The sequence below is a fragment of the Hahella sp. HNIBRBA332 genome, from assembly GCF_030719035.1.
In the GTDB taxonomy this organism is placed as follows: Bacteria; Pseudomonadota; Gammaproteobacteria; order Pseudomonadales; family Oleiphilaceae; genus Hahella.
Genome location: NZ_CP132203.1, coordinates 248,002 through 273,312 on the forward strand (window position 1 = coordinate 248,002; position 25,311 = coordinate 273,312).

Below are 25,311 nucleotides of genomic sequence, written 5' to 3' on the forward strand. Positions count from 1 at the left end.
GACGCTGGGTGACGTTGCGTCGTATTTAAAGGCGGATTGTAATCGCCCCGGTAGAGAGTGCAAGGTTGCTGTGCAGGCATTCTGAGTTTTGCTCAGCGCCCGTGAGATATGTTGCGTTGTCTTGTAGACTTCCTTTATCCATAACAATGATTCAAGGAACCAAGCATGAGTACAGGCTTTACCATTCCCAACCGATTGCTGCTGGGGCCCGGGCCTTCGAACACTCCCGCCAGCGTGCTTGCGGCGATGTCGCAACCTACCATTGGGCATCTGGATCCGTTCTTTATCAATATGATGGATCAGATCAAACAGATGCTTCAGGCCACGTTCAGAACACAGAACAGATTGACGATGCCTGTTTCTGCGCCGGGCTCCGCCGGCATGGAAACCTGCTTGGTCAATTTGCTGGAACCGGGGGATAAGGCGATTGTTGCGACTAACGGCGTGTTCGGCAAACGAATGGTCGAAAACGTTGTAAGAGCGGGCGGCGTGCCAATTGTCGTCGAGTTCGAATGGGGGCTCCCGGTTGATCCTCAGCGGATTGAGGAGGTTTTGAATGAGCATCCCGACGCACGACTATTGGCGTTTGTACATGCAGAAACTTCCACTGGCGCTCGCTCCGACGCTAAAACCCTTTGCCGTCTGGCGCATGAGCGAGGGATTCTGTCTGTCGTCGACATGGTCACTTCGTGGTGCGGTATAGAAGTGGATATCGACGATTGGAAAGCTGATGCGGTATACAGCGGCACGCAAAAGTGTCTTTCTGCGGTGCCGGGGATTGCGCCGGTGTCATTCAGCGAGACGGCGGCGGAGCGCATCCGCTCACGGGTCAAGCCTGTGCAAAGCTGGTTTCTGGATATGAGTCTGGTGATGGCTTATTGGGCGGAAGGCGGGCAGCGGGCGTACCATCATACTGCGCCAGTCAACACTCTATACGCTATTCATGAAGCGTTACGCTTAGTCCTGGATGAGGGGTTGGAGAATCGCTGGGCGAGACATAAAGCTGCGCATGAAGCTTTGGTCGAAGGCGTGGAGTCTCTGGGGCTGTCCTTTTTGGTGGAGGAGCCTTATCGCCTGCCGATGCTGAACGCAATTAGAGTGCCTGACGGTGTCGATGAAGCTGCAGTGCGAAGTAAGCTGCTGACGGATTACAACATGGAAATCGGCGCTGGCCTTGGGCCGTTGCAAGGGAAAATATGGCGTATTGGATTGATGGGCAATAATGCGACAGTGGAATGTGCGAACCGCGCGGTTAGCGCCCTGGGTGAATGCTTGCGGGCATTGGAATAACGGGGCGCGGGTAATAAAAAGGCCCCAAGGCGAAAATCACCTTGGGGCCTTTGGTTTGACTGGGAAAGCCTTACACGAAGTAGTGCTTTTCCATCAGATTACCGATAACGCGGTTAACCTGTGTTGAAAGCTCTTTCTCGTCATCCGCGCTTATGGTGGCGGCGACTTCACCTTCATACGACTCAACGCCTTGGGTGGCGATGACCAGCAAGCCGGCTTTTAGCAGAGCGGTTAATGTGGCTTCAGCCAGAGTTTCCTCAACGACCACCACAGACTTGCCGCGCTCAAACAGGTTGCGCTCCAGAGCGTACGCCAGTTTGTCCTTCAGCTCGCCTTCGACTTTAACCAGTCCAGGCTTGTGACCGTTACGGGCTTCACGTTCGGCGTCAGTAATGGGGGCGAAAGCAGCGATGTCTGCATCGTCTACAGCGCTTTCTATCATGCCTGCGCCGATAGTGACGTTAGTCAGACGGTCAATGATGATAAACGCGCCAGTAGTGCGGTTGCGTGAATAGGGGTCAAACACCAGAGGCTGGTTGAGCGTGACTTCACAAGAGCCGATTTCATTCAGCTGCAATGTATCGGTTTCGCTCTTCTCCAGCGTATTAACGTCGATCTGGTGATGAATGCGGCTAATGGAGCCTGTCGCCAGATGCGTTGCTTGTTTGATGTAGTATTGACGACCTGGCAGCAAGGGCGTTTCGCTCATCCAGACAATGTGCGCGCGCATCCGGTTCGATACACAGGGGACATTGTCCGGGCGCACCAGTACGTCGCTGCGGCTGATGTCGATCTCATCCGCCAGTGTCAGAGTGACGGCTTGGTCTGCGAAGGCTTCTTCCTGCTCTCCTTCAAAGGTGACGATGGATTTGACCGTGCTGGTTTTGCGGGAAGGCAGCGCCATGATGGGATCGCCCTTGCGGATAATCCCTGAGGACACTGTGCCGCTGTAACCGCGGAAGTCCAGGTTCGGACGATTGACGTATTGCACAGGCATGCGGAAATCAGACAGGTTCTTGTCGCGGGAGATTTCCACTGTCTCCAGGATTTCCATCAGCGGCTTGTCTGTGTACCAGGGCATCGCCGGTGAGTTGGAGACCACGTTGTCGCCATCCAGCGCTGAAATCGGCACGAAATTCAGGTCGTGCAGAGTCAGGCCTTTAGCGAAACTCAGATACTCCTGTTTAATCTCTTCGTAACGCTCTTCGCTGAAGTCCACCAGGTCCATTTTGTTCACCGCCACCAAAATGTGCTGGATGCCCAGCAGTGAAGCGATGAAGGTGTGGCGCTTGGTCTGCTTCAGAACGCCGTGACGGGCGTCGATCAGAATAATGGCCAGTTGCGCAGTGGAGGCTCCAGTGGCCATATTGCGCGTGTATTGTTCATGGCCGGGAGTGTCGGCGATGATGAACTTTCTCTTGGCGGTGGAAAAGTAGCGATAGGCGACGTCAATCGTAATACCTTGCTCACGCTCCGCCTGAAGTCCGTCCACCAGCAGAGACAAGTCGAGCTTTTCGCCCGCATTGCCGGATTTGGCGCTGTCTTTTTTTATGGCTTCAAGCTGATCTTCGTAGATCATCTTGGAGTCGTGCAGCAATCGACCGATCAGAGTGCTTTTGCCGTCGTCAACGCTGCCGCAGGTTAAAAGACGAAGCAGCTCTTTGTGTTCGTGCTGCTTCAGATATTCAAGAATGTCTTCGCTAATTAGGTTTGATTGATGTGACATGGACCGTACTCAATTGAATTCTGCTAAATGAATGCTTCCCTGAGGGCGCTTCTTCGCTCAATGGATCAGAAGTAGCCTTCGCGTTTCTTTTGCTCCATCGAGCCAGCTTGGTCGTGGTCAATAACGCGACCTTGACGCTCAGAGCTGGTGGTTAGCAGCATTTCCTGAATAATTTCCGGCAACGTCGTCGCCGTAGATTCGATCGCTCCAGTCAGCGGGTAGCAGCCCAGAGTACGGAAGCGCACGTCTTTCATCATCGGGGTTTCGCCCGGTTTTAAAGGCATGCGATCGTCGTCCACCATAATCATCGTACCGTCGCGCTCGACAACTGGACGCTTGGCGGAGAAGTAAAGAGGGACGAGCTCAATGTTCTCCAGATAGATGTATTGCCAAATATCCAGCTCGGTCCAGTTGGACAGCGGGAATACTCGGATGCTTTCGCCTTTGTTGATCTTTCCGTTGTAAATATTCCACAACTCTGGACGCTGATTTTTGGGATCCCAGCGATGGTTGGAGTCACGGAAAGAGTATACGCGCTCTTTGGCGCGGGATTTCTCCTCATCGCGACGGGCGCCGCCAAAGGCTGCATCGAACTTGTATTTATTGAGAGCCTGTTTCAAAGACTCGGTCTTCATGACGTCAGTATGCTTGGCGCTGCCATGGCTGAAAGGGCCAATGCCCTGACGTACGCCTTCTTCGTTTATATGGACGATCAAATCCAGGCCAAATTTCGCCGCCTGTTGATCCCGGAAAGTGATCATATCCTTGAACTTCCAGGTCGTGTCCACGTGCATCAAAGGAAAGGGTGGTTTGCCGGGAAAGAAGGCCTTGCGCGCCAGATGCAGCATCACCGAAGAGTCTTTTCCGATGGAGTAGAGCATGACGGGGCGCTCAAATTCAGCGGCGACTTCTCTGATTATATGGATACTTTCAGCTTCCAGCTGTTTTAGATGGGTGAGGTTGTAATCAGTCATTTTTTTCAACTGCACTCCTTAGTAAGGGGTCTCCGGTAAGGCTGATGTCCGAGGATTATTGGGTTAAAAAGCTACATCTACTATACCAAACACTTGGTGATTATAAGAAGAATGGCTTTTAGAAGAGTTTATTCTGACGATATAGTTTTCTATGGCCTTTTAGTAGCTTCTGAATTTACGCAGGTAAGCGGCGCTGCACATAGCGGGCTGTTTCTGACGAATTTTCCGGGGTTCCATCCTGTTTGGACCGTGGGGTCCGAACAGAAAACTTGAGATGAAAACCTGGAAAATCCAGCGACGGATTTCTAACGCAGTTTATTCTCGGCGATATACTGCTCAAGCTGGTGGGTTTGTTGTGGCGTCAATTCTTTAAATTGTAAGCCTACGTGGAAGGCGTTGCGAGCCAGTCGGCGCGTGTAAATGACCAGCATCTCGGTTTCGACCTCGGCTATATCTTTCTTGCCCAGAGGCAGAGTGAAGCGAATGTTGATGCAGACTGGCCGCAATGGCGCGAAATTTAAGGCGTTTGGCGTCAACGTCTCCAGGATGCAGCGGTCACACTCAAGCATGAGGCCTGTTCTGGATATGTTATGGATGGCTGCGTCGCATTCCCGTTGGTCGCGTGTGGTGATATGAGCGACGAAATCCGTTGGAATGCGCAGATGATGCCTCAGATTTCTTTGCATGACGGTTGGACTGCTTTGAATCATAGTCGGTTAAGTAATGATACTAACATTCAACATGGAAGGCTAAGTGTACCAAATTGAATTTGATTTAAAATTAATCTTTTTGGCATAGAGAGCACGATTTTTTTGTAACAATGTGGCTATTTTGTTACGGAGTGTAATCTTTGTTGCTGGTTGAAGTTTGAGCGATATTTGATCTATTTTCTCGGGCTGAGCTTAGGTAGAATGGCGGCCTTTTTTTGAATAGACAGGTGATGGTAGATGTCCTCTTCTAGCGGCAAAGTTGGTTTCGTCAGCCTTGGCTGCCCAAAAAACACTGTAGACTCGGAACGCATTCTGACGCAACTGCGTACGGAGGGGTACGAGATATCGGCCAGCTATGAGGATGCGGACGTCGTTTTGGTGAATACCTGCGGCTTTATCGATAGTGCGGTGCAGGAGTCTTTGGATGCGATTGGCGAGGCGTTGCGCGAGAACGGCAAAGTCATCGTGACCGGATGTCTTGGCGCCAAAGAGGATGTAATCCGCGAAGTGCACCCAAAGGTGCTGGCGGTAAGTGGCCCGCACGCTTATTCGGAAGTGATGAACCAAGTGCATCAAGTGTCTCCGAAGCCTGAATACAACCCTTTCCTCAACCTTGTCCCCGATACTGGGGTTAAGCTCACCCCCAAGCATTATGCCTATCTGAAAATATCTGAAGGCTGTAACCACCGTTGTACGTTTTGCATAATTCCGTCCTTCCGCGGTGATTTGGTGAGCCGTCCTATCGGTGATGTGCTGGGCGAGGCGCAACGTCTAGTGAAAAACGGCGTCAAAGAGTTGTTGGTGATCTCTCAGGACACCAGTGCTTATGGGGTGGACACCAAATACCGTACCGGCTTCTGGGAAGGGCGTCCGGTTAAGACGCGTATGAAAGAACTTTGCGAAGAGCTCGGGCGTATGGGCGTTTGGGTGCGACTGCACTACGTTTATCCTTACCCTCATGTCGATGACGTTATTCCGATGATGGCGGAAGGTAAAATTCTTCCTTATCTGGATATTCCTTTTCAGCACGCTTCTCCAGCTGTGTTGAAAAATATGCGCCGTCCAGCCCATGCAGAAAAAGTGCTGCACAGAATTGGCAAATGGCGTGAGCAGTGTCCGGATATTACTCTGCGCTCTACCTTTATTGTTGGTTTTCCAGGGGAAACCGAAGAAGATTTCCAAACATTGCTCGATTTCCTCGAAGAAGCACAACTGGACCGCGTGGGGTGCTTCAAATACTCTCCTGTTGAGGGCGCGACGGCTAACGAGTTGCCTAACCCTGTTGATGAAGCAGTCAAACAGGAGCGTTGGGAGCGCTTTATGGAAGTGCAGCAACGTATCAGCGCCGGTCGTCTGCAGGCAAAAGTCGGCAAGCGCATGGATGTGATCGTGGACGAGGTTGTGGAAGAAGGCGCGGTGTGTCGCTCCAAGGCGGACGCGCCGGAAATCGACGGCCAGGTATTTTTAGACAATCAAACTCATTTGAAGCCGGGAGATCTGGTTACGGTGGAGATTGAGGAGGCGGATGAATATGATCTGTGGGGGCGTCCGGTATAAAGGGCGTCTGCAGTCAGGATGAAAAAGAGCCCGTTTAGGGCTCTTTTTTTTAGGCTTAGCTCAGCTTTTGGGCGAGTATCTCGTTCACCTGCTGTGGGTTGGCTTTGCCTTTGGAGGCTTTCATTGTCTGGCCGACAAAAAATCCAATCATTTTTCCGCGCTTGGCTTCATCCGCCGCTTTGTACTGTTCAACCTGAGTTGGGTTATTCGCCAGTACTTCGTCAACAATAGCTTCGATGGCTCCTGTATCAGAGACTTGCTTCAAGCCCTGCTTCTCAATAATCTCATCCGCCTCTCCTTCGCCGTTCCACATGGCCTCAAGCACATCCTTGGCGGCCTTGCCGTTGATGGTGTTGTCTTTCAGGCGCAGCAACAGCTTGCCAAGCCCTTCTGCGTTGATGGGGGATTGAGATATGTCCAGAGAGTGCTGGTTCAGGCGTTTGGCCAGCTCTCCCATTACCCAGTTGGCCGTCAGTTTGGCGTCGCCGACGATTTTGGTGGCGGTCTCAAAGTAGTCCGCTTGCGCGCGCGAGCTGACCAGTACGCCTGCATCGTAGTCAGATAAGCCATACTCAGAGCAGAAACGGACCAGCTTTTGTTCCGGCAGTTCTGGGAGCGTATTGCGGATCGCTTCAATATAGGCGTCGTCAATTTCAATGGGTAGTAGATCCGGGTCAGGGAAATAACGGTAATCGTTGGCGAACTCTTTGCTGCGCATGGAGCGGGTGCTGTCTTTGTCCGCATCGTACAGGCGTGTTTCCTGTTCGATCTGGCCGCCATCTTCTATCAGGTCGATTTGTCTTTCAATTTCACCTTGAATGGCCTTTTCGACAAAACGGAAGGAGTTGACGTTTTTGATCTCGGTGCGGACGCCGAACTCTTTCTGCCCTTTCGGGCGAACGGAAACGTTGCAGTCGCAGCGCATGGAGCCTTGGGACATGTCGCCATCGGAGATGCCCAGATAGGTAACGATGGAGTGCAGCTTCCTCAGGTACGCGACCGCCTCCTTGGCGCTGCGCAGTTCCGGCTCGGACACTATTTCCAATAGGGGCGTTCCGGCGCGGTTTAAGTCGATGCCGGTCATGCCATGAAAATCTTCGTGCAGACTTTTGCCGGCGTCCTCTTCCAGGTGGGCGCGAGTGACGTTAATCGTCTTCGTTTCGCCGTTTTCAAGCTGGATGTCCAGTTTACCCTGCTTGACAGTAGGGTGATCCAGCTGGCTGATTTGGTAGCCTTTAGGTAAATCGGGGTAGAAATAGTTTTTACGATCGAAGACCGAGCGCTTGTTGATTTCGGCGCCGATGGCCAGGCCGAACATCACCGCCATGCGCACGGCTTCTTCATTCATGACTGGCAGCATGCCAGGCATGGCCAAGTCTACAGCGCAAGCCTGAGTGTTTGGCTCGGCGCCAAAGGCGGTGGCTGCGCCGGAGAATATTTTGGATTTGGTGGCGAGCTGAACATGAACTTCCAGCCCGATAACCGCTTCCCATTCCATGATATGACCTCTTCGCTAATGGTTGCGTAATCTTTATGTAGTGCGGGTGGGCTTACTCGCCCAAGGCCGGACTGCGTTTATGCCAGTCGGTGTTCAACTGATATTGGTGTCCCAGGTTCAATAATCGGGCTTCAGTAAAATAGTTGCCGATCAACTGCATCCCAACGGGCAGGCCGCCCTTGAAGCCGCAAGGCAGGCCAAGCGCAGGCAGGCCGGCCAAGCTGGCGGGAATTGTGAAGATGTCTTCAAGATACATCTGTACTGGGTCGGATGTTTTCTCGCCCAGTTTGAAGGCGACATCGGGCGTGGTTGGGCATAACAACGCGTCGACTTCATTCAGCGCGGATACAAAATCGTTTTTGATCAGGCGGCGGATTTTTTGCGCCTGTCGGTAGTAAGCGTCGTAGTAACCTGCGGACAGCGCGTAGGTTCCGATTAGGATGCGGCGTTTTACTTCATCCCCGAAACCTTCTGAACGGGAGCGTTGATAAAGGTCCTCAAGGTCTTTGGGATTCTCGCAGCGATGACCATAACGAACGCCGTCGAAGCGTGACAGGTTGGTTGAGCACTCTGCGGGTGCGATAACGTAGTAAGCGGGTACGGACAGCTCTGTGTGGGGCAGGGAGACCTCTTTAAAGGAAGCGCCCAGCGACTCATACACTTTTATTGCTTCCTGCAATGCTTTTTCAAGCTCTGCGTTGAGCTGGCTGCTGAAGTATTCTTTTGGCAAGCCGATAGTTATCCCTGTCAGCGGTTGCGTCAGCGAAGCGGTGTAGTCCTCGGTGGGGTTCAGGGCGCTGGTGGAGTCCATGGGGTCGTGTCCGGCCATGACGTTCATTAGCAGCGCCGCATCTTCCGCCGTGCGGGCGAAAGGACCGCCCTGATCCAAACTTGATGCGAAAGCCACCATGCCAAGGCGAGATACGCGTCCGTAAGTTGGTTTGAGTCCGGTCAGGCCGCAAAATGCGGCAGGCTGACGAATCGATCCGCCTGTGTCCGTACCGGTCGCCGCTGCGCAAAGTCCGGCCGCAACCGCTGCGGCGGAGCCGCCTGAAGAGCCGCCGGGCGCTCGCTCGGTGTCCCAAGGGTTACGCACCGGGCCAAAGTAGCTGTTCTCATTGGATGAGCCCATGGCGAACTCGTCCATGTTGGTTTTGCCTAATGTGACGGCGCCAGCCTCCATGAATTTGCGGGTGACGGTGGACTCGTAAGGCGGAACGAAGTTTTCCAGCATTCTGGATCCGCATGTCGTCGTCACGCCCTCTGTGCAGAAGACGTCTTTATGCGCGAGAGGTACGCCATTCAGAATGGAGGCTTGTCCTGCATTAAGACGGGCGTCAGCTTGTTCCGCCTGTGAGAGCGCCAGATCTTCAGTGATGGTGATGAAGCAATTCAATTCTGGATTGAGACGCTTGATTCTGGCCAGATAATCCTGGGTGATTTCACGGGAAGAAAACTGTTTTTCCCGGAGTCCGCTTATGATCTCGCTAATAGTATGTGGCAACATGCGTATCTCTTACTTTTCTATAGCCGGCAAGGCGTTCGCAATAGGTTCTGTTGGAGGGGCGTTCCAGTCGCGTCAATCGATGACTTTGGGAACCAGATACAAACCATTTTCAGTGGCTGGCGCGATAGCCTGAAATTTTTCACGCTGATTGCTTTCCGTGATTGCGTCTTTACGCAGCCGCTGAGTCATTTCCAGCGGATTGGACAGAGGCTCTACAGCGCTGGTGTCCACTTTCTGCATTTGTTCAACGAAGTCCAGAATCTGTCCCAGATCGCGGGTCAGTTTCGCCACTTGATCGCCGGGCGTTTCCAATCTCGCTAGCTTGGCGATGGTCTCCAACTGTTCCGACTGGATAGTCACATTATTCTCCTGCTGGGCGTTGCGGTTGGCTTGATTCGGATCTGATCCGATAATTCGATGTTGAATCCGGGCTGGCGAACGCCATTGCCGCGCTCTTGATCGCACCGGAAACTAAAGAGGGCTATTATAAGAGGGTTTGCGTACAGTCTGTAAATGAATTGGCGATTTTTCCCTGTAAAACGCCCCAAAACAGGCCTTTGTGATGACAATTTTTTAATGGCTTGCGGCTAGGCGCTGGCGGGGCTAAATGATTCTTGCCCTGACCCCTCGCCACTGTTAAAGTTGCCGCAGCATGCCTAACCCCAAAAAGAATACGGATTCAAACGTTCAATGTTTAAACGATTACGTGGTTTGTTTTCCAGCGATCTATCGATCGATCTGGGGACCGCCAACACACTGATTTATGTTCGTGGAAGAGGAATTGTGCTCAATGAGCCCTCTGTGGTCGCAATTCGTAACCAGGGCGCACAGAAAAGCGTTGCGGCGGTAGGCGCCGAAGCGAAGAGGATGCTGGGACGGACGCCGGGCAACATTACCGCGATCCGACCATTGAAAGACGGCGTCATCGCCGATTTTCACGTTACTGAAAAGATGCTCCAGCACTTTATCCACAAAGTGCATGAAAACAGTTTCATCACCCCCAGTCCTCGCGTACTGGTTTGTATCCCCAGTCGTTCCACCCAGGTTGAGCGTAAAGCGATTCGTGAGTCCGCTCTTGGCGCGGGCGCCAGAGAAGTATTTTTGATCGAAGAGCCCATGGCGGCGGCCATTGGCGCCGGTCTGCCCGTTGAAGAGGCGAACGGTTCCATGGTGGTGGATATCGGCGGCGGAACGACGGAGATCGCCATTATCTCCCTGAACGGTATTGTGTACGCCGATTCGGTTAGAGTGGGTGGAGACAAGTTTGACGAGGCGATTACCGCTTATGTGCGTCGCAATTACGGCAGTTTGATTGGTGACGCCACTGCAGAGCGAATCAAACAGGAAATCGGCTGTGCATACGAAGGACTAGAGCTGCGTGAAATCGATGTGCGCGGCCGCAACCTTGCAGAGGGGGTTCCCCGTAGTTTTACCTTGAATAGCGAAGAAATCCTCGAAGCGCTGCAGGAAGCTCTGGCGACCATCGTGCAGGCGGTTAAGAGCGCATTGGAGCAGTCGCCGCCTGAATTGGCGTCCGATATCGCTGAGCGAGGCATCGTATTGACTGGCGGCGGCGCACTATTGCGCGGTCTGGACAGTTTGCTGACAGAAGAAACCGGCTTGCCGGTAATCGTTGCTGACGATCCGCTTACCTGTGTCGCAAGGGGCGGCGGTCGTGCGCTGGAAGTTATCGACAAGCGCGGCAGTGGTCTATTCTTTATGGAATAACAACTCTTTAACGGAGTTGACCACTTGTTTTCGCCATGTTTTATGGTAGCTTTCTGTGTTTGTAGATAAATTCCTTTCCGGACTGTTGGGGAGATTGCGACATTAAAAATATCTTCGTTGAAGGCCCATTTTTAGGCGCACGAATGATATTGGTGGCTGTGCTCTCCATCGCCATCGGATTTGCGGATTATCACCTCAATCTCTTATCTTCGTTACGCGAAACGCTGGCGACTCTCGTCGCCCCTGTGCAATGGGTTGTCAGCGCCCCTTCCGACGTGGTCGACTGGACTGAAGACGCGGTTAAATCGCGCCGCGATTTGCAGCAGGAAAATGACGCGCTGCGCAACAGGCTTTTGATTCTTGAGGCGAAGTCGCAGCGTCTGGCGTCTTTGACCGCGGAAGTTAATCGTCTGCGTGAGCTGCTGAATGCCTCGTCCGTGGTGGATGATTCTGTGCTGGTGTCCGAGATCATCGGCATCAATCCTGATCCATATATGCATGAGGTGGTCGTCAACAAAGGTTCTGACGATGGCGTCTATGTCGGGCAACCTATGCTCGATTCGCAGGGATTGATGGGGCAGGTGACGCAAGTGTCGCCGTTGACCTCTCGTGTTCTACTGATTTCCGATAGCAACCATGCCGTGCCGATTCAGGTTAATCGCAACGGTGTGCGCGGCATTCTCGTCGGCTCCGGCGTGTTGGACCGGTTGCAACTGATTAATGTTCCTGATACGGCGGATATCGTTGTTGGCGACTTGTTGGTCAGTTCCGGCTTGGGCGGTAAATTCCCGGCGGGTTATCCGGTTGCGAAAGTGACTGCAGTGGTGCATGACCCGGGCGAGCCTTTTGCGCGAATCGAAGCGCACCCCTTGTCCGAATTAAACCGCAGCAGACACGTTTTATTAGTGTTCAAAAAGAAGTCGTCGGAGGTGGGAGACAGGGTCTCCGACGAACCTTCGCCTGAAGAAACTCAGTAGGCCTTATGCCCAGAGATGAGTTTCGCCCTGTCTTGTTCGTTTTCACGCTGTTCCTGGCGTTTTGCGTCAGCCTGATTCCTCTGGGTGGATACGCTGCTTATTTCAGGCCTGAGTCCATATGCATGGTGATGTTTTACTGGACGTTGAAGCACCCCGGCGCCTGCGGCATCCTGGTCGGATGGTGTGTTGGGCTATTGTGGGATGTGTTGATGGGAAGCACATTGGGCGTGCATGCCCTGGCGCTGGCGCTGCAGGCTTATCTGGTGCTGAAGATGTTGCAACGGCTGCAAATGTTTCCTCTGATTCAGCAGTCTTTTGTAGTATTCATCATCGTCGGCATCGTGTTGATGTTGTTTCGTTGGATTAACGGCATGCTTGCCCAGCCTGCAACGGATATGGCTTATTTATTGGGCGCCCTGAGCTCGGCGCTTTTGTGGCCGTTGTTTTCGCTACTGATGGAAAAACTGGAAAATGTTTGACGGTAACCCTGGCGGGCGGCGTCTTGTGCTGGCGTCGGGATCTCCTCGACGGCGCGAAATGATCGCGGGTCTGGGGTGTGAGTTTTCTATCGCCAGCGCGGATATTGATGAAAGCGTTCTGCCTTCGGAAGCGGCGGCGGATTATGTGGAACGCCTCGCCAGAGAGAAAGCAAAAACGATATTTGCAGCGCATAGGGATCAACAGGATATAGTGGTGTTGGGCGCTGACACTACGGTTGTGGCGGGAGGCGATATTCTCGGCAAGCCGGTTGATTTTGAAGACGCCAAAGCCATGCTGCGCAGGCTATCAGGAACATGGCATGAGGTGTTGACTTCCGTGGCCTTAGTGGCGGCGGAAGATTGCAAGGTGACGACGACTTTGAGTCGGGTGCGATTTCGGGAGTTGTCCGAGCGGGAAATTCAGCGCTATTGGGATTCCGGTGAGCCAGCAGATAAAGCGGGCGCATACGGCATTCAGGGGTTGGCCGGGAGTTTCGTGGAGCGCGTGGAAGGCAGCTATTCATCCATTGTTGGGTTGCCTCTTTGCGAGACCGTCGTGCTGTTAAAGGAATTCGGAATTAAGATCTGGTCGGACTAACTGCATGAGTGAAGAAATCTTAATCAACGTGACTCCGGTGGAAACTCGCGTCGCTGTCGTCGAGAACGGCATGCTGCAGGAAGTTTATATCGAAAGAAGTCAGCGGCGTGGCATTGTCGGTAATATCTACAAAGGCAAAGTCATCCGAGTATTGCCAGGTATGGAAGCGGCGTTTATTGATATCGGATTGGAGCGCGCGGCTTTCATTCATGCTTCGGACGTAACCACTGTGAACCCTGGCGAGGACCGCAATGGCGGCAATAAGCATCCTGATATCAGCTCTTTGCTGCGGGAAGGTCAGTCTCTGGTCGTGCAGGTCACCAAAGATCCAATTGGCGCCAAGGGCGCGCGTCTCACCACGCAACTGTCTATTCCATCCCGTTATTTGGTTTATATGCCTGATAACAATCACATTGGAATATCCCAACGTATAGAAGACGACGCCGAGCGTGACCGCCTCAAGGAACTCATTCAGCTTTGCGTGACCACAGAAGACGCCAATTCCGCGGATGGCGCCGGTTTTATCATCCGCACGGCCGCCGAGGGCGTCGGCTCGGAAGAGTTGAAGTCTGATATCCTGTTCCTGCAAAAGCTCTGGTTGTCTTTACGGGAGAAGATCAAATCTTCGCCGGCGCCAGGGCCGATATATGAAGACCTGCCGCTTTACATCCGTACTCTGCGCGACCTTGTTCGCCCCTATACCGAAAAAATACGCATCGACTCCAGAGAAAGCTTCCATAAGGCGTTGAAGTTCGTGGATGAATTTGTCTCTGAGATTCGCAATAAGCTGGAATACTATCCTGGCGAGCGTCCGATTTTTGATTTGTACAGCGTTGAAGATGAGCTGAAGAAGGCGCTGAGTCGCAAGGTGCAATTAAAGTCCGGCGGCTACCTGATTATCGACCAGACTGAAGCGATGACGACCATAGACGTCAATACGGGCGCGTTTGTCGGCCATCGCAACCTCGAAGAGACCATCTTCAAAACCAATCTGGAGGCGGCGCGCGCCATTGCGCGACAATTGCGGCTACGAAACCTGGGCGGCATCATCATCATCGACTTCATTGATATGGAGGACGAGGAGCACAAACGCCAGGTGTTGCGTATGCTGGAGAAAATGCTGGAGCGTGATCACGCCAAAACCAAAATCAGCTGCGTGAGTGAGTTAGGGTTGGTGGAAATGACTCGCAAGCGCACCACTGAAAGCCTGGGCCAGATGCTGTGTGAGCCCTGTCCCGCCTGCGATGGTCGCGGTACGGTCAAGACAGCGCAAACGGTGTGTTATGAAATCTTTCGTGAGATTTTGCGTATTAATCGCACCTATGACGCGCAGGGATATCTGGTGTTGGCGGCGCAAGCTGTGGTGGATTTGTTGCTGGATGAGCAATCCGACAGTGTCGCTGATCTGGAAACCTTTATCGGCAAGCGTATCCGCTTTCAGGTGGAGGTGATGTACACCCAGGAGCAGTTTGATGTTGTTCTGCAATAGATTGCAGCGCACACTTTCCGTAGATATTACCAGCCGGCGGCGACTCTGAGTTTTTGTCGTCGGCGCAGGTTAATCAAGCATAGACGTATACCGCCGGCGGCCCGATTCAGTCATGACCATTAAATCCGTGTTAATCAAGATTACGCAATGGATATGGTATGTGGCTATCGCATTGCTGGTCCTGGTCGCCACTTACCTTTCTTTAGGGCGTAACTTCTTCGACGCCGTGTCTGTGTTCAAGGAAGACCTTGAATTACGTCTGTCTGCATCCCTTGGCGCGACGGTCAGAATGGAGGCGTTGGAAGGAAGCTGGGATGGCTTCGATCCCGTCATCACCCTCAAAAACGTCACTCTAACTGATCCCAATAAAGTCGACAGCGCAATGACGCTGGACTCCCTCGTTGTACAGCCGGACATGGTCAAGTCGCTGTTTTCGATGAAACTGGCTTTGAGTCGAGTAGAAATCGGGGATGTCTCCGTTAACCTGGAGCAAAGCTTGAGCGGCGGCTGGCGACTCCCGGGGTTGGAGCAGAAAGCTAATGGCGGAGGGGCTCTGGACTGGCGGCGTCTGGCGGATTACATGGCTTCGCCAGTGCTGGAGTTTCGAGAAATCCGTTTGCACTGGCGTTATCGCGACAGTCAGGTGGCGGGTTGGCTGATTCCTGTGTTGACGATTCAAGTGGATGAGAGTGACGTGGCTGCTTCGGGCCGAATTCTGCGAGCGGGAGACTATGCAGACCTGGGGCTATTTTCTGTCTATGCGCATGACTTGCTGAGCTCGGGGAAGCTGAATGGCGAAGCCTACCTGAGCTGGCGAAGGGGGGAGGCGTTGGACCCTCTGTTAAGCCTTATTTCCGAGCATGGCTTACAGGCTACGGATATCGAAGCGTCAGGGGCTCTTTGGCTGACGCTGGAAGACAATCGCCTCATCGATATGACTGGGGATCTGGATATCCCCCGATTAGCTTGGGCGGATGAGCAAACCACCCTGGCGCCTCTGCAGAATATCAGGGCGCGATTCAACGCCGCGCTGACTGAACAAGGCGGCTGGAAGGTCACCGCCTATGATCTTGGGCTGGATTGGGCGGGTGACAGCTGGCGCGGTGCGCGCGCTTTGGTGGATGTTGGCGCGGAGGGTACGGTCCGGATGGCCATGGATAATTTGAATCTGGGTCTTTTAAGTCGCTTGAGCGTCGCCGCCGGCATCTTGCCTGATGATGCATCGCGGCGTCTCGCGAGTTACCAGCCGGAAGGCGCGCTGCGCAACATAGGTTTTAATCTTGACGCGAACAGGCAGTTTGAGGTGCTCGCGCAACTTGATCAGGTCAGGGTTGCGCCACATGGCGGGGCGCCTGGCGGCGCGGGTATCGATGGCTTTCTGCAGGTGCGTAATCATGGCGGCAAGGTCATCTTCAAAGGATCGGCGATGCAGTTGAGCTTTCCGGAGTTGTATCATGCGGGATGGACGTTCAGCGCCGGCGAGGGGCGTGTTGAATGGCGTGGTAACGATGATTATGTGTATGTTTTCGGAAACGGGCTGCGGCTGAAAGAGATAAATGGGCTGCAAGCGGAGCTGAGCGGCGCTTTTAGCATATTGTTGCCTCATGACAAGACTCGTGAGCTTAACCTGGAGCTGGCGATAGGAGTGGAGAATGCGGATGCTCGAGTGGCCTCTCTGCTTGTGCCGGGCCATATTATTCCGCAGGAACTCAATCGTTGGTTAAATCAGGCGGTTAGAGGCGGGCAGGTGACTACCGGCGGCTACTTCTATTCCGGTGTGGTCGGGCCTTTGGCGACCGCTGCCAATCACCGCTCGCAGATGTTTTTCAATCTGAAAGACGGGCGTTTGCATTACGCAGAGGGTTGGCCTGAATTGGAACATTTTGATGCGCGTCTCGCGATCATCGGAGGCGAGTTGAGCGCTATTGTCGGCGAGGGGAGTATCGCCGGTACCCAGGTTCGCTCAGTGAAGGTGAAGCGCGACGGCGGAGGGGGCGCGGACTCGCTGCTCCATATCAGCGCGAATATTCGGCCACAGCAAAGCGATTGGGATTATTGGTTGAAAAAGTCGCCCATCGCCAATGTGACTGCGCCGGTTGTGGAAGACTGGTCTGTCAGCGGCGCCAGCTCTGGCGTGCTGGACTTGACGTTAGACACGGTCGGGGTTGGCGCGCCTCGCATAGATCTCAAGTTGAAAGCGGCTGGATTGAATTTGCAGTCTGAGCGTAATGATCTGGCGTTAACGGATTTACGGGGCAGTCTTTCCTTCAGCACTGTCGATGGCATTCGGGCGACGGGCATGCAAGGGGCGATATTTGGACAGCCCGCGAACCTGGACGTGACGACCTCAAACTGGTCGGAACAACGCAAGACACTGGCGTTAAAGCTGGCGAGCAAAATAGAGACGCCTACGCTGCTGGATTGGCTTAAGATCGAGCGGAAAGTCCCTTTGTCTGGCCAGCTACCTTATCGTCTTGCTTTGGATCTTGATCACACTGACAAAAGTCGCATCCGGCTGCGGTTGGACAGCGAGCTGTTGGGCGCTGGCATTCGGGCTCCCGCTCCTTTCGAAAAGGCGATACAGGATAGTCTTCCCCTGTCAGTTGTGCGCGACTGGGAGACGCAGGGAGGTCGTGAAAACTGGTCTGTCTCAGTGAAAGATCTGCTGAAAGCGCGTTTTGAAGTCAGTGACGGAAAGGTCAACCGGGGCGCGCTGGCGTTTGTCACGGGGGATAGCGCTCCCGAAGGCATGGAGCTGCCTGCCCGAGGCGTCAATGTGTCTGGACAGCTATCACGATTGTCAGTGTCAGAGTGGCGCGCTTATCTGCCAGAATTCCTCGGCGCTGACATGGGGGATACGCCGGCAAGTGCGCCAGATTGGCTAAATCGCGTGTCGATGCAGGTTGGGAAGCTGGAGGTCGCCGGCGAGTGGTTCAGTCAGGTGGATGTGCGACTGCAACGGGGCTCCGGAGGGCTCGATATTTCACTGGATGATGGCGAGAGACTGACGGGGACTTTGTCTATCCACGATGACGCCCGCAAGCCGCCCTTCGCAAAGTTTCGGCGCCTGTATATCTCTGATAGCGCCGCCACAGTGGTGGAGAAGCGTATGACGCCTGCGGACGTGCCTTTGGCGCAGGTAGATATCGAAGACCTGCGCTTGGGAGGCAAACAGCTTGGAAGCTGGGCCTGGGTGACGCAGCCCAGGGAAGATGGCGTCGTCTTCAGCAATATGTTTGGGCGTCTCGCCGACGCAACAGTGACGGCAAGATTAAGCTGGCTGATGGATCCACAGACCGGCCACCAGACGTCAATTCTCACTGGGGACATGAAAGGCGTCAACTTTGATCGTTTTTATGAAAACCTTGCGGAGGAGGCCCCTTTGACCGCGGAAGATTACAGCTTCAATACAGGCATAGTCTGGCAAGGCGGTCCTACTGAGTTTCAGTGGAAAGACGTTACGGGACAAATCAGTTTCAAGATGAGCAGTGGCGTATTCCGTGAGGCGTCCAACTCGGCCAATATCTTCCGGGTGTTTGGCATTTTGAATACGGACTCAATTACCCGGCGCTTGCGTTTGGATTTTTCTGATCTGTACCGTAAAGGCCTGGCTTATGACCAGATTGAGGGTGAGGCGCGCATTGAAGAAGGGGTGATGAACTTTGAAAGTCCTCTCGCGATCCAGACCCTTTCCAGCGGATTTAAGATAACCGGCAAGACCAGTCTGGTGGATGACACTCTGGATATGCAGATGGTGGTCGTGCTGCCGGTAACGAAAAACCTGCCGCTGGCGGCGGTTTTGGTGGGGGCTCCCCAAGTGGGAGGCGCCTTGTTCCTGATCGATAAGCTACTGGGGGATCCGCTCAGCCGGATGACCAGCGCCACATATAAAATCAAAGGTACATTGGATAACCCTGAAGTCAGCCTGCAGCAAATTTTTGATAACACCAGCGGCGGTTCGGCTTCTCAGAGAAGGAGAGCGGATTGATGAGCAAGTTCACACTGGCGATAGTGCAGTTGGTCAGCACCAGTGATATAGAGCAGAATCTGGCCCGAGTGGAGCGCTGGGTGGCGGAGGCGGCAAGTGGCGGCGCGCAGTTGGTGCTGCTGCCGGAGAACTTTGCATTATTCGAAAGCAAGCGATCTTTGGATATTGGCGCTGCGGAGGCGGACTCCGAGGGCCCTATACGACGATTTATCGCCGGGCTGGCGAAACGTTTTGGGGTTTGGATTATTGCGGGTTCGTTGCCCTGTGCGCAACGTCCTGACGGCGCTTCCATTAATGGTCGCGTGCGCTCTGCCTGCTGGGTGTTCGACGATAGTGGGGACACGGTTGCCCGTTACGATAAAATCCATTTATTTGATGTTGATGTAAAGGACGCTTATGGGGCCTATCGAGAGTCCGCCATATTTGAGCCGGGCGAGCAGGTGGTGGTGATCGATACGCCATGGATCAGAATCGGCCTATCGATTTGCTATGACTTGCGTTTCCCCGAATTGTTTCGGGCGATGGCGGAACAGGGGGCGGAGTTGGTGACGGTTCCTTCCGCATTCACCTATGTGACAGGCGAGGCGCACTGGGAGACTTTACTGCGGGCGAGGGCGATAGAAAATCAGGTGTTTATCGCCGCGGCCAATCAGGGGGGGCGTCATTCAGAGTCTCGACGCACCTACGGGCATTCCATGGTTATCGATCCCTGGGGCAAAGTTGTGGCGGGACTGGAAGAAGGAGAGGGGGTTATTCTCTCCACTCTGGATAAGGCGGAGCTGCAGGAAGTCCGGACCAGAATGCCCGTACTCGCTCATCGCAAACTCAAGTAGCGTTCTTTAATCAATCAGGCGTCGTCAACGACTTCCTTCAAGTAGCGATACAGCTTTTTGGCGGCGCCGCGATTCTTGTTTTCCGTCATGTCTTTTTGCGCAGCGCGAATCAGTTGACGCAGGTGTTGCGCCTCTGTGTTCGGGTACTGATTCATAAATTCAGTCACTGCCTGATCTCCTTCTGAAATCAGCGACTCCCGCCAGCGCTCCAGGCGATGATGCTCAGCCGCCTTTTGTACGGAGCCCAGGTCGAACTTGTCGAGAAATGAGCGAACCTCCTCCTCGTCTACATCCCGCATTAGTTTACCGATAAATTGCAACTGGCGGCGTTTGGCTTCATGGCTGCCGATTTTATTATAGGTGTGTATCGCTTCATGCAAGCGATCAGTTAGCGGAAGCTGGGTGAGTTGGTCTGCTTTGAGTTCCGTCAGCCTCTTCCCTAGCTGCTGCAGCGCCTCCATGGCCCGTTTACGGCTGGATTTACTGGGAGGCAGATCCTCTTCGTCGTAGTAATCGTCTTCGAAATCGTCGTCGTGATGTGAATGGTTCATTGAAATGCTCGAATCAATTCTCGGAAACTAAAATGGTAACACAGCGCTCAAGTAAGATAAGGATAGACAGGCATTCGCCCTTGCGCCTGGTCAGGCGTAGGCGATTGTGGCGAGTCCCAGAAATGACATGAACCCGACCACGTCCGTGACTGTGGTTAGGATGACGCCTCCAGCCAGAGCAGGGTCTATTTTCAGGGTTTTTAGTATCAATGGTAAAGCGGTACCGGCGATGGCGGCCACGGTCAGGTTGATCAGCATCGCTGAAGCGATCAGGACGCCAATGGTGACGTCGTTGAACCAGACCATGGCGGCGGTCGCCACCACGAAAGCCCAGAGCAAGCCGTTAAAGGCTCCCACCAGAAACTCCCGGTTCATCAGCCAGCGAATGTTACTCGAGCTGACTTTGCCCGTGGCCATCCCTCTGATTACCAATGTGAGCGCCTGGCTGCCTGCGATGCCGCCCATGCTTGCGACAATGGGCATTAATACGGCCAGAGCGACTACTTTTGCAATGGTTGCTTCAAAAATACCAATGACTGCCGAGGCGAGAAAGGCGGTGATCAAGTTTATCCCCAGCCAGACTGCGCGGCTTTTAGCGGTCTTCATGATGGGGGCGAACATATCTTCTTCTTCGTCCAGACCCGCCATACTTAAGATTTCGTGGTCGGCGTTTTCGCGGATAACGTCAACCACGTCATCGATGGTGATGCGGCCTACGAGTTTGCCTTTGTCATTGACGACAGGGGCTGAAACCAGGTCGTGGCGTTCGAACAGGGTGGCGACCTCTTTATCGGAAACAATCGCAGGAATCGGCTCGACATCCGTGCGCATGATCTCTCGCACGGTGGAGCTAAGGCTGGACACCAAAAGTGTGGTGACAGGGAGTACACCAATAAAGTCATCTTTTCGGTTCACCACCAGCAAGCTATCGGTCATGTTGGGCAGACTTTTGTGGCTGCGCAGATAGCGAAGCACAACGTCGACGGTAATGTCCGGACGCACGGTGATCATGTCCGTGTTCATCAGGCCGCCGGCGGAGTCTTCTGGATAGGCCAGTACTTCTTCCAGGCGCTGGCGATCCTGAGCGTCCATGGTCTCCAGGACTTCCTGGATGACGGCTTCCGGCAATTGCTGTAACAAGTCGGCGAGGTCGTCGACTTCGAAGTCTTCGGCGATCTCAATAACGTCCTGAGCATTCATTTCGCTGAGGAAGTCGGAACGAATTTCATCGCTCAGATATTGAAGAACTTCGCCATCCAGTTCGTCATCGACTAACTGCCAGAGTAACTTCCGCTCATTGGGCGGAGACGATTCCAGTAAGTGGGCGATGTCGCTGGGGGATAGGCCGCCGTTCAGAATGCGCGCGACCTGCTGCAAAGACCCGCTTTCCAGCGCTTCCGCAATGGAGCGCATACGGACCTTGGCAGTGCTTTTTTCGGTCGCTTGAGGCATAGACTTACATCCGCGTTTAGGGCGGCCCGCAACGGGCAGCGAGGAAATTGCCGGATTAAATACAGAGACGGGCTCTGCGCCGTTGTGGCGCCAGTATAAGCGAGCCCACTATAAAGTGTAAGTTAAGACGAAAAATAGTCTAAGGAAAATCAGGGAATTGTCTTACTTTATTCAAGCGGTTTGTATTGTCTGGTATGTTTGGAAGGGATGGGGCGAAGCGCCCCGAAAGCATTAGGGTTATTCACCCTCTCCGAAATAGTCCTCGATCAGAGCCTTGATGGCGTGAAAGGCTTCCTCTTCGTCCGGGCCTTCTATTTTCAAAGTGAGAAGCGTTCCCTTGCTGGCGGCGAGCATCATGACCGCCATTATGCTTTTTCCGTCAACTTCCTGGCCTTCTTTGGCTACTCTGATCTTACTGGCGAATCGGCCGCTGGTGGACACGAATTTGGCCGCCGCTCGGGCGTGCAGGCCAAGCTTATTAATAATAGTGACTTGTTCCTGGATCATGGGGCGCGATGAATATAAAAGATTGAAATTTCCTGAATGTTGGATTCAGGCCGGTTTAATTGTTAAGCGACAGTGGCTTCTTATTGTTAAAACCTTATTGCGCCAGCTCTTTGTGGCGCACTTGGACATTATCATATTTTTTCTTGAAATGCTCTCCCAGGCACTCGCAGATATAGACGGAGCGGTGTTGCCCGCCAGTACAGCCGATGCTGATCGTCATATAGGTGCGGTTGCTGTTCTGGAAGTGCGGAATCCAGGTCTCAAGAAAGCTGATGATGTGCTGCAGCATCTGTTCCGGTTCCGGATGCTGCTTAAGGAATTCAATGATTTCCTGATCAGTGCCTTTATAGCCGCGCAGTGCGGTGTCCCAGTAGGGGTTGGGGAGGCAGCGTACGTCAAACACCATGTCGGAATCCGACGGCACGCCATGCTTGAAGCCGAAAGACTGAAAGAGCAGAGCCAGCTCTTGGGTTTTGTGTCCGATAACCCTGATCTTTACCTGATCTCGTAACTGGTAAATGGAGAGGTCGCTGGTGTCTATGTAGAGGTTCGCCAGGGTGGCGATTGGCTCCAATAACTGCTTCTCTTTGGCGATGGCTTCTTTCAGCGATGTGCTTTTACTGCTGAGCGGGTGCTTGCGACGCGTTGCATGAAATCGTTTGATCAAGGTGGCGTCATTAGCGTCAAGATAGATGATTTCCACATCGATATTATGCGCTTGCAGAGTGGCGTAAATGGACGGGAAGTCCGATAAGTCCCTATAAAGATTACGGGCGTCTATGCTGACGGCGAGCTGCTGGTTTTGGGTTTTCCCCTGATCCAGCACCTCTTGGGTGAGAGGCGAGAGGAGACCGATAGGCAGGTTATCGATGCAGTAATAACCCATATCCTCCAAGACATGGAGCGCCGTACTTTTTCCGGAGCCTGAACGACCGCTTACGATAATCAGCTTCATGTCTTCCTCTTTCCATCGAAGCTGGATTATTTCTCCAGCACCCTCCTGAACAGGGTTTCGTCGTTGTCACAGTCGCGCAGGTGTTCGCAGAAGCGACGGTCATTGAATTTCTGGGCCAGTTGGCTCAGTAGGTCCAAGTGTTCGCTGGTGGCCTCCTGAGGCACGATCAGAACGAACAGCAGGTCTACGGGTTCGTTGTCTATGGCGTCAAAAGGGATCTTGTCCTTGAGTGTAATCAAGGCCCCTATGATGCGGTCGCAGTTTTCCAGGCGGCAGTGGGGTATTGCGATGCCCTGGCCGATACCAGTGCTGCCGAGTCTTTCACGGCAGATCAGGTTGGTAAAAATGGCGTTCTCGTCCAAAAATGGAAAATGTTGCGCAATCAGATTGGCGATATATTCGAGAACGCGCTTCTTACTCGAGCCCGACACCCCACAGCGTGTGAGGGCGGGCGAGATAATTGACTCAATAGTTAGTGTGGTTTGGGCCATGTTCTGTTATCTGGCGGATGCGCCGTGCATCCGATCAACGTGCTTCTCTTTGTGTTTGAGGATCTGGCGATCTAATTTGTCCACCAGTGCGTCAATTGACGCGTACATATCTTCGTGTTCAGCATTGGCATGCAGGTCAGCGCCGCTTATGTGCATGGTTGCTTCTGCAATCTGACGCTGTTTTTGAATGGAGAGCGTAACTTGGACATTACTGATACTGTCGAAGTGTCGTTCGAGCTTGTCGAACTTGTTGTTAACGTAATCTTTCAGTGCTTCAGTTAACTCGACTTGATGTCCGGTGATGTTCATTTGCATACTTTGCTCCTAATGCCAATATACGGTGCATTATGAATTTTGCACTTCCATGAAAAATACTAGCACATCCAGTTTGTGACTATTTGATTTAAGTCTTATACCTGTATTCCTCCTTTTAAATTAATCGCTTACGTTCATTGGAAGGCGGAATGGAAAGCGCCTCCCGGTACTTTGCGATCGTGCGACGGGCGACGTTGATGCCCTGTTCGCCAAGCAGCGCAGCAATTTTGCTGTCGCTCAATGGTTTCTTCGGTGATTCCGCCGCAACTAACTTCTTGATAATAGCTCTAATAGCGGTCGAAGAACACTCGCCACCCGTGTCTGTGCTGACATGGCTGGAGAAAAAGTACTTCAGCTCAAATACGCCGCGAGGAGTGTGCATATATTTCTGGGTGGTCACCCGGGAAATGGTTGACTCATGCATCTCCACCGCCTCCGCAATATCGTGCAGCACCAGCGGCTTCATCGCCTCTTCGCCGTACTCTAGGAATCCTTGCTGATGTTCGACGATTTGTGAAGCGACTTTCAACAGAGTTTCATTACGGCTTTGCAAGCTTTTGATAAACCAGCGCGCTTCCTGTAACTGATCGCGCAAGTAAGTGTTGTCTGAGCTGTTGTCCGCGCGTCTCACCAAGCCCGCATAGCCAGGGTTGATGCGGATCTTGGGGGCGATTTCCGGATTCAGCTCCACCAGCCACCGGCCATTGTTTTTTTTGACGATAACGTCAGGAACCACATATTCGGTATTGCTTTCCTGAATGCCTTCGCCCGGTCTTGGGTTCAAACTTTGAATCAGCTTTAGTACTTCCCGCAGATCGTCTTCTTTCAGGCGGCTGCGACGCATTAGTTGGGCGTAGTCGCGGTTGCCAAGCAGATTGATGTAGTGGCTGACCACCAGCTTGGCTTGACCTAGCCAAGGGGTGTCTTTCGGCAGTTGATTCAGCTGGCTCAGCAGGCAATCCTGCAGGTTGCAGGTGGCGACACCGGGAGGATCGAATTGCTGGATACGTTTTAAAACTGCGCATACTTCGTCCAGCTCAATTTCTTCTTCCCCCTCAGTTTGCAGACCGCTATGAATTTCATCGGGAGTGAGGGAGAGATAACCATCAGGACTGACTGCATCAATAATCGCTACGGCGATCATGCGGTCAATGTCGGACATGGGGGTAAGGTTGAGTTGCCAGAGAAGGTGGTCTTGCAGGGTTTCGCCTTTGCTGTTGCGGGACTCGAAGTCGTATTCGTCATCCTCGCCGCCGCTGTAGTTGCTTGATCCGCTTTGGAAGACATCATCCCAGGCGGTATCGACGGGCAAATCGTTCGGAATGGAGTCGGACCAGTTGTCCTCTTCAGCGAACCCCCCTTCATCCATGCCCGACTCCTGCGTTCGTTCCTTGCTGGAGTTGTTGGCGAGCATGTCGCTGATCGTATCGTTCTGAACGTGGTTGGGTGATTCGTCCTCTTCAGACACTTCCAGCATGGGGTTGGACTCAAGCGCTTGTTGAATCTCCTGCTGTAAATCCAGTGTTGAAAGCTGCAAAAGTTTTATTGCTTGTTGCAGTTGCGGGGTCATGGTCAGCTGTTGACCCAGCTTTAACTGCAATGAAGTTTTCATAACCATCTGATGCTTACCACCGATTCAGGCACAGATCTTGTGAGTTTTTCATAGTTATTAGGTGCTTTAATCCT

22 protein-coding genes are annotated in these 25,311 nt (G+C 53.1%); 9 read left to right on the forward strand and 13 right to left on the reverse strand.

Annotation, left to right across the window (positions count from 1 at the left end):
• Nucleotides 1–165 precede the first annotated feature (165 nt).
• The gene (locus tag O5O45_RS01270; RefSeq protein ID WP_305903501.1) at nt 166–1,290 is read left to right on the forward strand and encodes a pyridoxal-phosphate-dependent aminotransferase family protein; all 1,125 of its coding nucleotides are present in this window, start codon (nt 166–168) and stop codon (nt 1,288–1,290) included.
• 70 nt (nt 1,291–1,360) lie between these two features.
• On the opposite strand, the gene cysN is transcribed toward O5O45_RS01270, so the two are convergent.
• The 3 genes from cysN to O5O45_RS01285 form a co-directional block, all read right to left on the reverse strand.
• Entirely contained in the window at nt 1,361–3,016 is a 1,656-nt protein-coding gene (gene cysN / locus O5O45_RS01275) for a sulfate adenylyltransferase subunit CysN (RefSeq protein ID WP_305903502.1), read from the reverse strand.
• Nucleotides 3,017–3,081: 65 nt separating this feature from the next.
• The gene (gene cysD / locus O5O45_RS01280; protein WP_305906178.1) at nt 3,082–3,990 is read right to left on the reverse strand and encodes a sulfate adenylyltransferase subunit CysD; all 909 of its coding nucleotides are present in this window, start codon (nt 3,988–3,990) and stop codon (nt 3,082–3,084) included.
• A 305-nt stretch (nt 3,991–4,295) separates the two neighbouring features.
• A complete protein-coding gene (locus O5O45_RS01285; RefSeq protein ID WP_305903503.1) occupies nt 4,296–4,676 on the reverse strand; it encodes a PilZ domain-containing protein in 381 nt (126 codons plus the stop codon).
• Nucleotides 4,677–4,937: 261 nt separating this feature from the next.
• Here O5O45_RS01285 and rimO point away from each other — a divergent pair, with 261 nt between their 5' ends.
• Nucleotides 4,938–6,257: a 30S ribosomal protein S12 methylthiotransferase RimO gene (rimO, locus tag O5O45_RS01290; protein ID WP_305903504.1), complete on the forward strand. Its 1,320-nt coding sequence runs from the start codon at nt 4,938–4,940 to the stop codon at nt 6,255–6,257.
• A 55-nt stretch (nt 6,258–6,312) separates the two neighbouring features.
• Here the strand turns inward: rimO and gatB are convergent, their stop codons facing one another.
• The 3 genes from gatB to gatC form a co-directional block, all read right to left on the reverse strand.
• Entirely contained in the window at nt 6,313–7,755 is a 1,443-nt protein-coding gene (gene gatB / locus O5O45_RS01295) for an Asp-tRNA(Asn)/Glu-tRNA(Gln) amidotransferase subunit GatB (protein WP_305903505.1), read from the reverse strand.
• A gap of 52 nt (nt 7,756–7,807) precedes the next feature.
• On the reverse strand, nt 7,808–9,262 hold the full coding sequence (gatA, locus tag O5O45_RS01300) for an Asp-tRNA(Asn)/Glu-tRNA(Gln) amidotransferase subunit GatA (RefSeq protein WP_305903506.1): 1,455 nt from the start codon (nt 9,260–9,262) through the stop codon (nt 7,808–7,810).
• Nucleotides 9,263–9,334: 72 nt separating this feature from the next.
• Nucleotides 9,335–9,622 (reverse strand): Asp-tRNA(Asn)/Glu-tRNA(Gln) amidotransferase subunit GatC, encoded by a 288-nt coding sequence (gatC, locus tag O5O45_RS01305; RefSeq protein WP_305903507.1) that lies wholly within the window; start codon nt 9,620–9,622, stop codon nt 9,335–9,337.
• A gap of 330 nt (nt 9,623–9,952) precedes the next feature.
• Here gatC and O5O45_RS01310 point away from each other — a divergent pair, with 330 nt between their 5' ends.
• From O5O45_RS01310 to O5O45_RS01340, 7 genes are all read left to right on the forward strand, one after another.
• Entirely contained in the window at nt 9,953–10,990 is a 1,038-nt protein-coding gene (locus O5O45_RS01310) for a rod shape-determining protein (protein WP_011399070.1), read from the forward strand.
• A 110-nt stretch (nt 10,991–11,100) separates the two neighbouring features.
• Complete coding sequence (gene mreC, locus O5O45_RS01315; RefSeq protein ID WP_305906179.1) at nt 11,101–11,967, forward strand: rod shape-determining protein MreC; 867 nt, start codon at nt 11,101–11,103, stop codon at nt 11,965–11,967.
• A 5-nt stretch (nt 11,968–11,972) separates the two neighbouring features.
• Entirely contained in the window at nt 11,973–12,446 is a 474-nt protein-coding gene (gene mreD / locus O5O45_RS01320) for a rod shape-determining protein MreD (RefSeq protein ID WP_216735065.1), read from the forward strand.
• Nucleotides 12,439–13,044, forward strand: coding sequence for a Maf family protein (locus tag O5O45_RS01325; protein ID WP_305903508.1), 606 nt, complete (start codon nt 12,439–12,441; stop codon nt 13,042–13,044). The genes mreD and O5O45_RS01325 overlap by 8 nt, the downstream gene beginning before the upstream one ends.
• A gap of 4 nt (nt 13,045–13,048) precedes the next feature.
• The gene (rng, locus tag O5O45_RS01330) at nt 13,049–14,533 is read left to right on the forward strand and encodes a ribonuclease G (RefSeq protein ID WP_305903509.1); all 1,485 of its coding nucleotides are present in this window, start codon (nt 13,049–13,051) and stop codon (nt 14,531–14,533) included.
• A 112-nt stretch (nt 14,534–14,645) separates the two neighbouring features.
• Entirely contained in the window at nt 14,646–18,521 is a 3,876-nt protein-coding gene (locus O5O45_RS01335) for a YhdP family protein (protein WP_305903510.1), read from the forward strand.
• Nucleotides 18,521–19,354, forward strand: coding sequence for a carbon-nitrogen hydrolase family protein (locus tag O5O45_RS01340; protein WP_305903511.1), 834 nt, complete (start codon nt 18,521–18,523; stop codon nt 19,352–19,354). The genes O5O45_RS01335 and O5O45_RS01340 overlap by 1 nt, the downstream gene beginning before the upstream one ends.
• Nucleotides 19,355–19,368: 14 nt before the next feature.
• On the opposite strand, the gene yjgA is transcribed toward O5O45_RS01340, so the two are convergent.
• The 7 genes from yjgA to O5O45_RS01375 all read right to left on the reverse strand — a co-directional run bounded on the left by yjgA (nt 19,369) and on the right by O5O45_RS01375 (nt 25,237).
• Nucleotides 19,369–19,905 (reverse strand): ribosome biogenesis factor YjgA, encoded by a 537-nt coding sequence (gene yjgA / locus O5O45_RS01345; protein WP_305903512.1) that lies wholly within the window; start codon nt 19,903–19,905, stop codon nt 19,369–19,371.
• 90 nt (nt 19,906–19,995) lie between these two features.
• Entirely contained in the window at nt 19,996–21,357 is a 1,362-nt protein-coding gene (gene mgtE, locus O5O45_RS01350; RefSeq protein WP_305903513.1) for a magnesium transporter, read from the reverse strand.
• A gap of 237 nt (nt 21,358–21,594) precedes the next feature.
• Complete coding sequence (locus O5O45_RS01355; RefSeq protein ID WP_011399061.1) at nt 21,595–21,864, reverse strand: HPr family phosphocarrier protein; 270 nt, start codon at nt 21,862–21,864, stop codon at nt 21,595–21,597.
• 94 nt (nt 21,865–21,958) lie between these two features.
• Complete coding sequence (rapZ, locus tag O5O45_RS01360) at nt 21,959–22,819, reverse strand: RNase adapter RapZ (protein ID WP_127968982.1); 861 nt, start codon at nt 22,817–22,819, stop codon at nt 21,959–21,961.
• A gap of 26 nt (nt 22,820–22,845) precedes the next feature.
• Entirely contained in the window at nt 22,846–23,310 is a 465-nt protein-coding gene (gene ptsN, locus O5O45_RS01365) for a PTS IIA-like nitrogen regulatory protein PtsN (protein ID WP_305903514.1), read from the reverse strand.
• Between the two features lie 6 nt (nt 23,311–23,316).
• On the reverse strand, nt 23,317–23,625 hold the full coding sequence (hpf, locus tag O5O45_RS01370) for a ribosome hibernation-promoting factor, HPF/YfiA family (RefSeq protein ID WP_011399058.1): 309 nt from the start codon (nt 23,623–23,625) through the stop codon (nt 23,317–23,319).
• A 115-nt stretch (nt 23,626–23,740) separates the two neighbouring features.
• Nucleotides 23,741–25,237 (reverse strand): RNA polymerase factor sigma-54, encoded by a 1,497-nt coding sequence (locus tag O5O45_RS01375; RefSeq protein ID WP_305903515.1) that lies wholly within the window; start codon nt 25,235–25,237, stop codon nt 23,741–23,743.
• Between the last annotated feature and the right edge of the window lie 74 nt (nt 25,238–25,311).

Coding starts and splice junctions, on each gene's coding strand:
- O5O45_RS01270 (WP_305903501.1), top strand. CDS start 166: ATGAGTACAGGCTTTACCATTCCCAACCGATTGCTGCTGGGGCCCGGG.
- cysN (WP_305903502.1), bottom strand. CDS start 3,016: ATGTCACATCAATCAAACCTAATTAGCGAAGACATTCTTGAATATCTG.
- cysD (WP_305906178.1), bottom strand. CDS start 3,990: ATGACTGATTACAACCTCACCCATCTAAAACAGCTGGAAGCTGAAAGT.
- O5O45_RS01285 (WP_305903503.1), bottom strand. CDS start 4,676: ATGCAAAGAAATCTGAGGCATCATCTGCGCATTCCAACGGATTTCGTC.
- rimO (WP_305903504.1), top strand. CDS start 4,938: ATGTCCTCTTCTAGCGGCAAAGTTGGTTTCGTCAGCCTTGGCTGCCCA.
- gatB (WP_305903505.1), bottom strand. CDS start 7,755: ATGGAATGGGAAGCGGTTATCGGGCTGGAAGTTCATGTTCAGCTCGCC.
- gatA (WP_305903506.1), bottom strand. CDS start 9,262: ATGTTGCCACATACTATTAGCGAGATCATAAGCGGACTCCGGGAAAAA.
- O5O45_RS01310 (WP_011399070.1), top strand. CDS start 9,953: ATGTTTAAACGATTACGTGGTTTGTTTTCCAGCGATCTATCGATCGAT.
- mreD (WP_216735065.1), top strand. CDS start 11,973: ATGCCCAGAGATGAGTTTCGCCCTGTCTTGTTCGTTTTCACGCTGTTC.
- O5O45_RS01325 (WP_305903508.1), top strand. CDS start 12,439: ATGTTTGACGGTAACCCTGGCGGGCGGCGTCTTGTGCTGGCGTCGGGA.
- rng (WP_305903509.1), top strand. CDS start 13,049: ATGAGTGAAGAAATCTTAATCAACGTGACTCCGGTGGAAACTCGCGTC.
- O5O45_RS01335 (WP_305903510.1), top strand. CDS start 14,646: ATGACCATTAAATCCGTGTTAATCAAGATTACGCAATGGATATGGTAT.
- O5O45_RS01340 (WP_305903511.1), top strand. CDS start 18,521: ATGAGCAAGTTCACACTGGCGATAGTGCAGTTGGTCAGCACCAGTGAT.
- yjgA (WP_305903512.1), bottom strand. CDS start 19,905: ATGAACCATTCACATCACGACGACGATTTCGAAGACGATTACTACGAC.
- mgtE (WP_305903513.1), bottom strand. CDS start 21,357: ATGCCTCAAGCGACCGAAAAAAGCACTGCCAAGGTCCGTATGCGCTCC.
- O5O45_RS01355 (WP_011399061.1), bottom strand. CDS start 21,864: ATGATCCAGGAACAAGTCACTATTATTAATAAGCTTGGCCTGCACGCC.
- rapZ (WP_127968982.1), bottom strand. CDS start 22,819: ATGAAGCTGATTATCGTAAGCGGTCGTTCAGGCTCCGGAAAAAGTACG.
- ptsN (WP_305903514.1), bottom strand. CDS start 23,310: ATGGCCCAAACCACACTAACTATTGAGTCAATTATCTCGCCCGCCCTC.
- hpf (WP_011399058.1), bottom strand. CDS start 23,625: ATGCAAATGAACATCACCGGACATCAAGTCGAGTTAACTGAAGCACTG.
- O5O45_RS01375 (WP_305903515.1), bottom strand. CDS start 25,237: ATGAAAACTTCATTGCAGTTAAAGCTGGGTCAACAGCTGACCATGACC.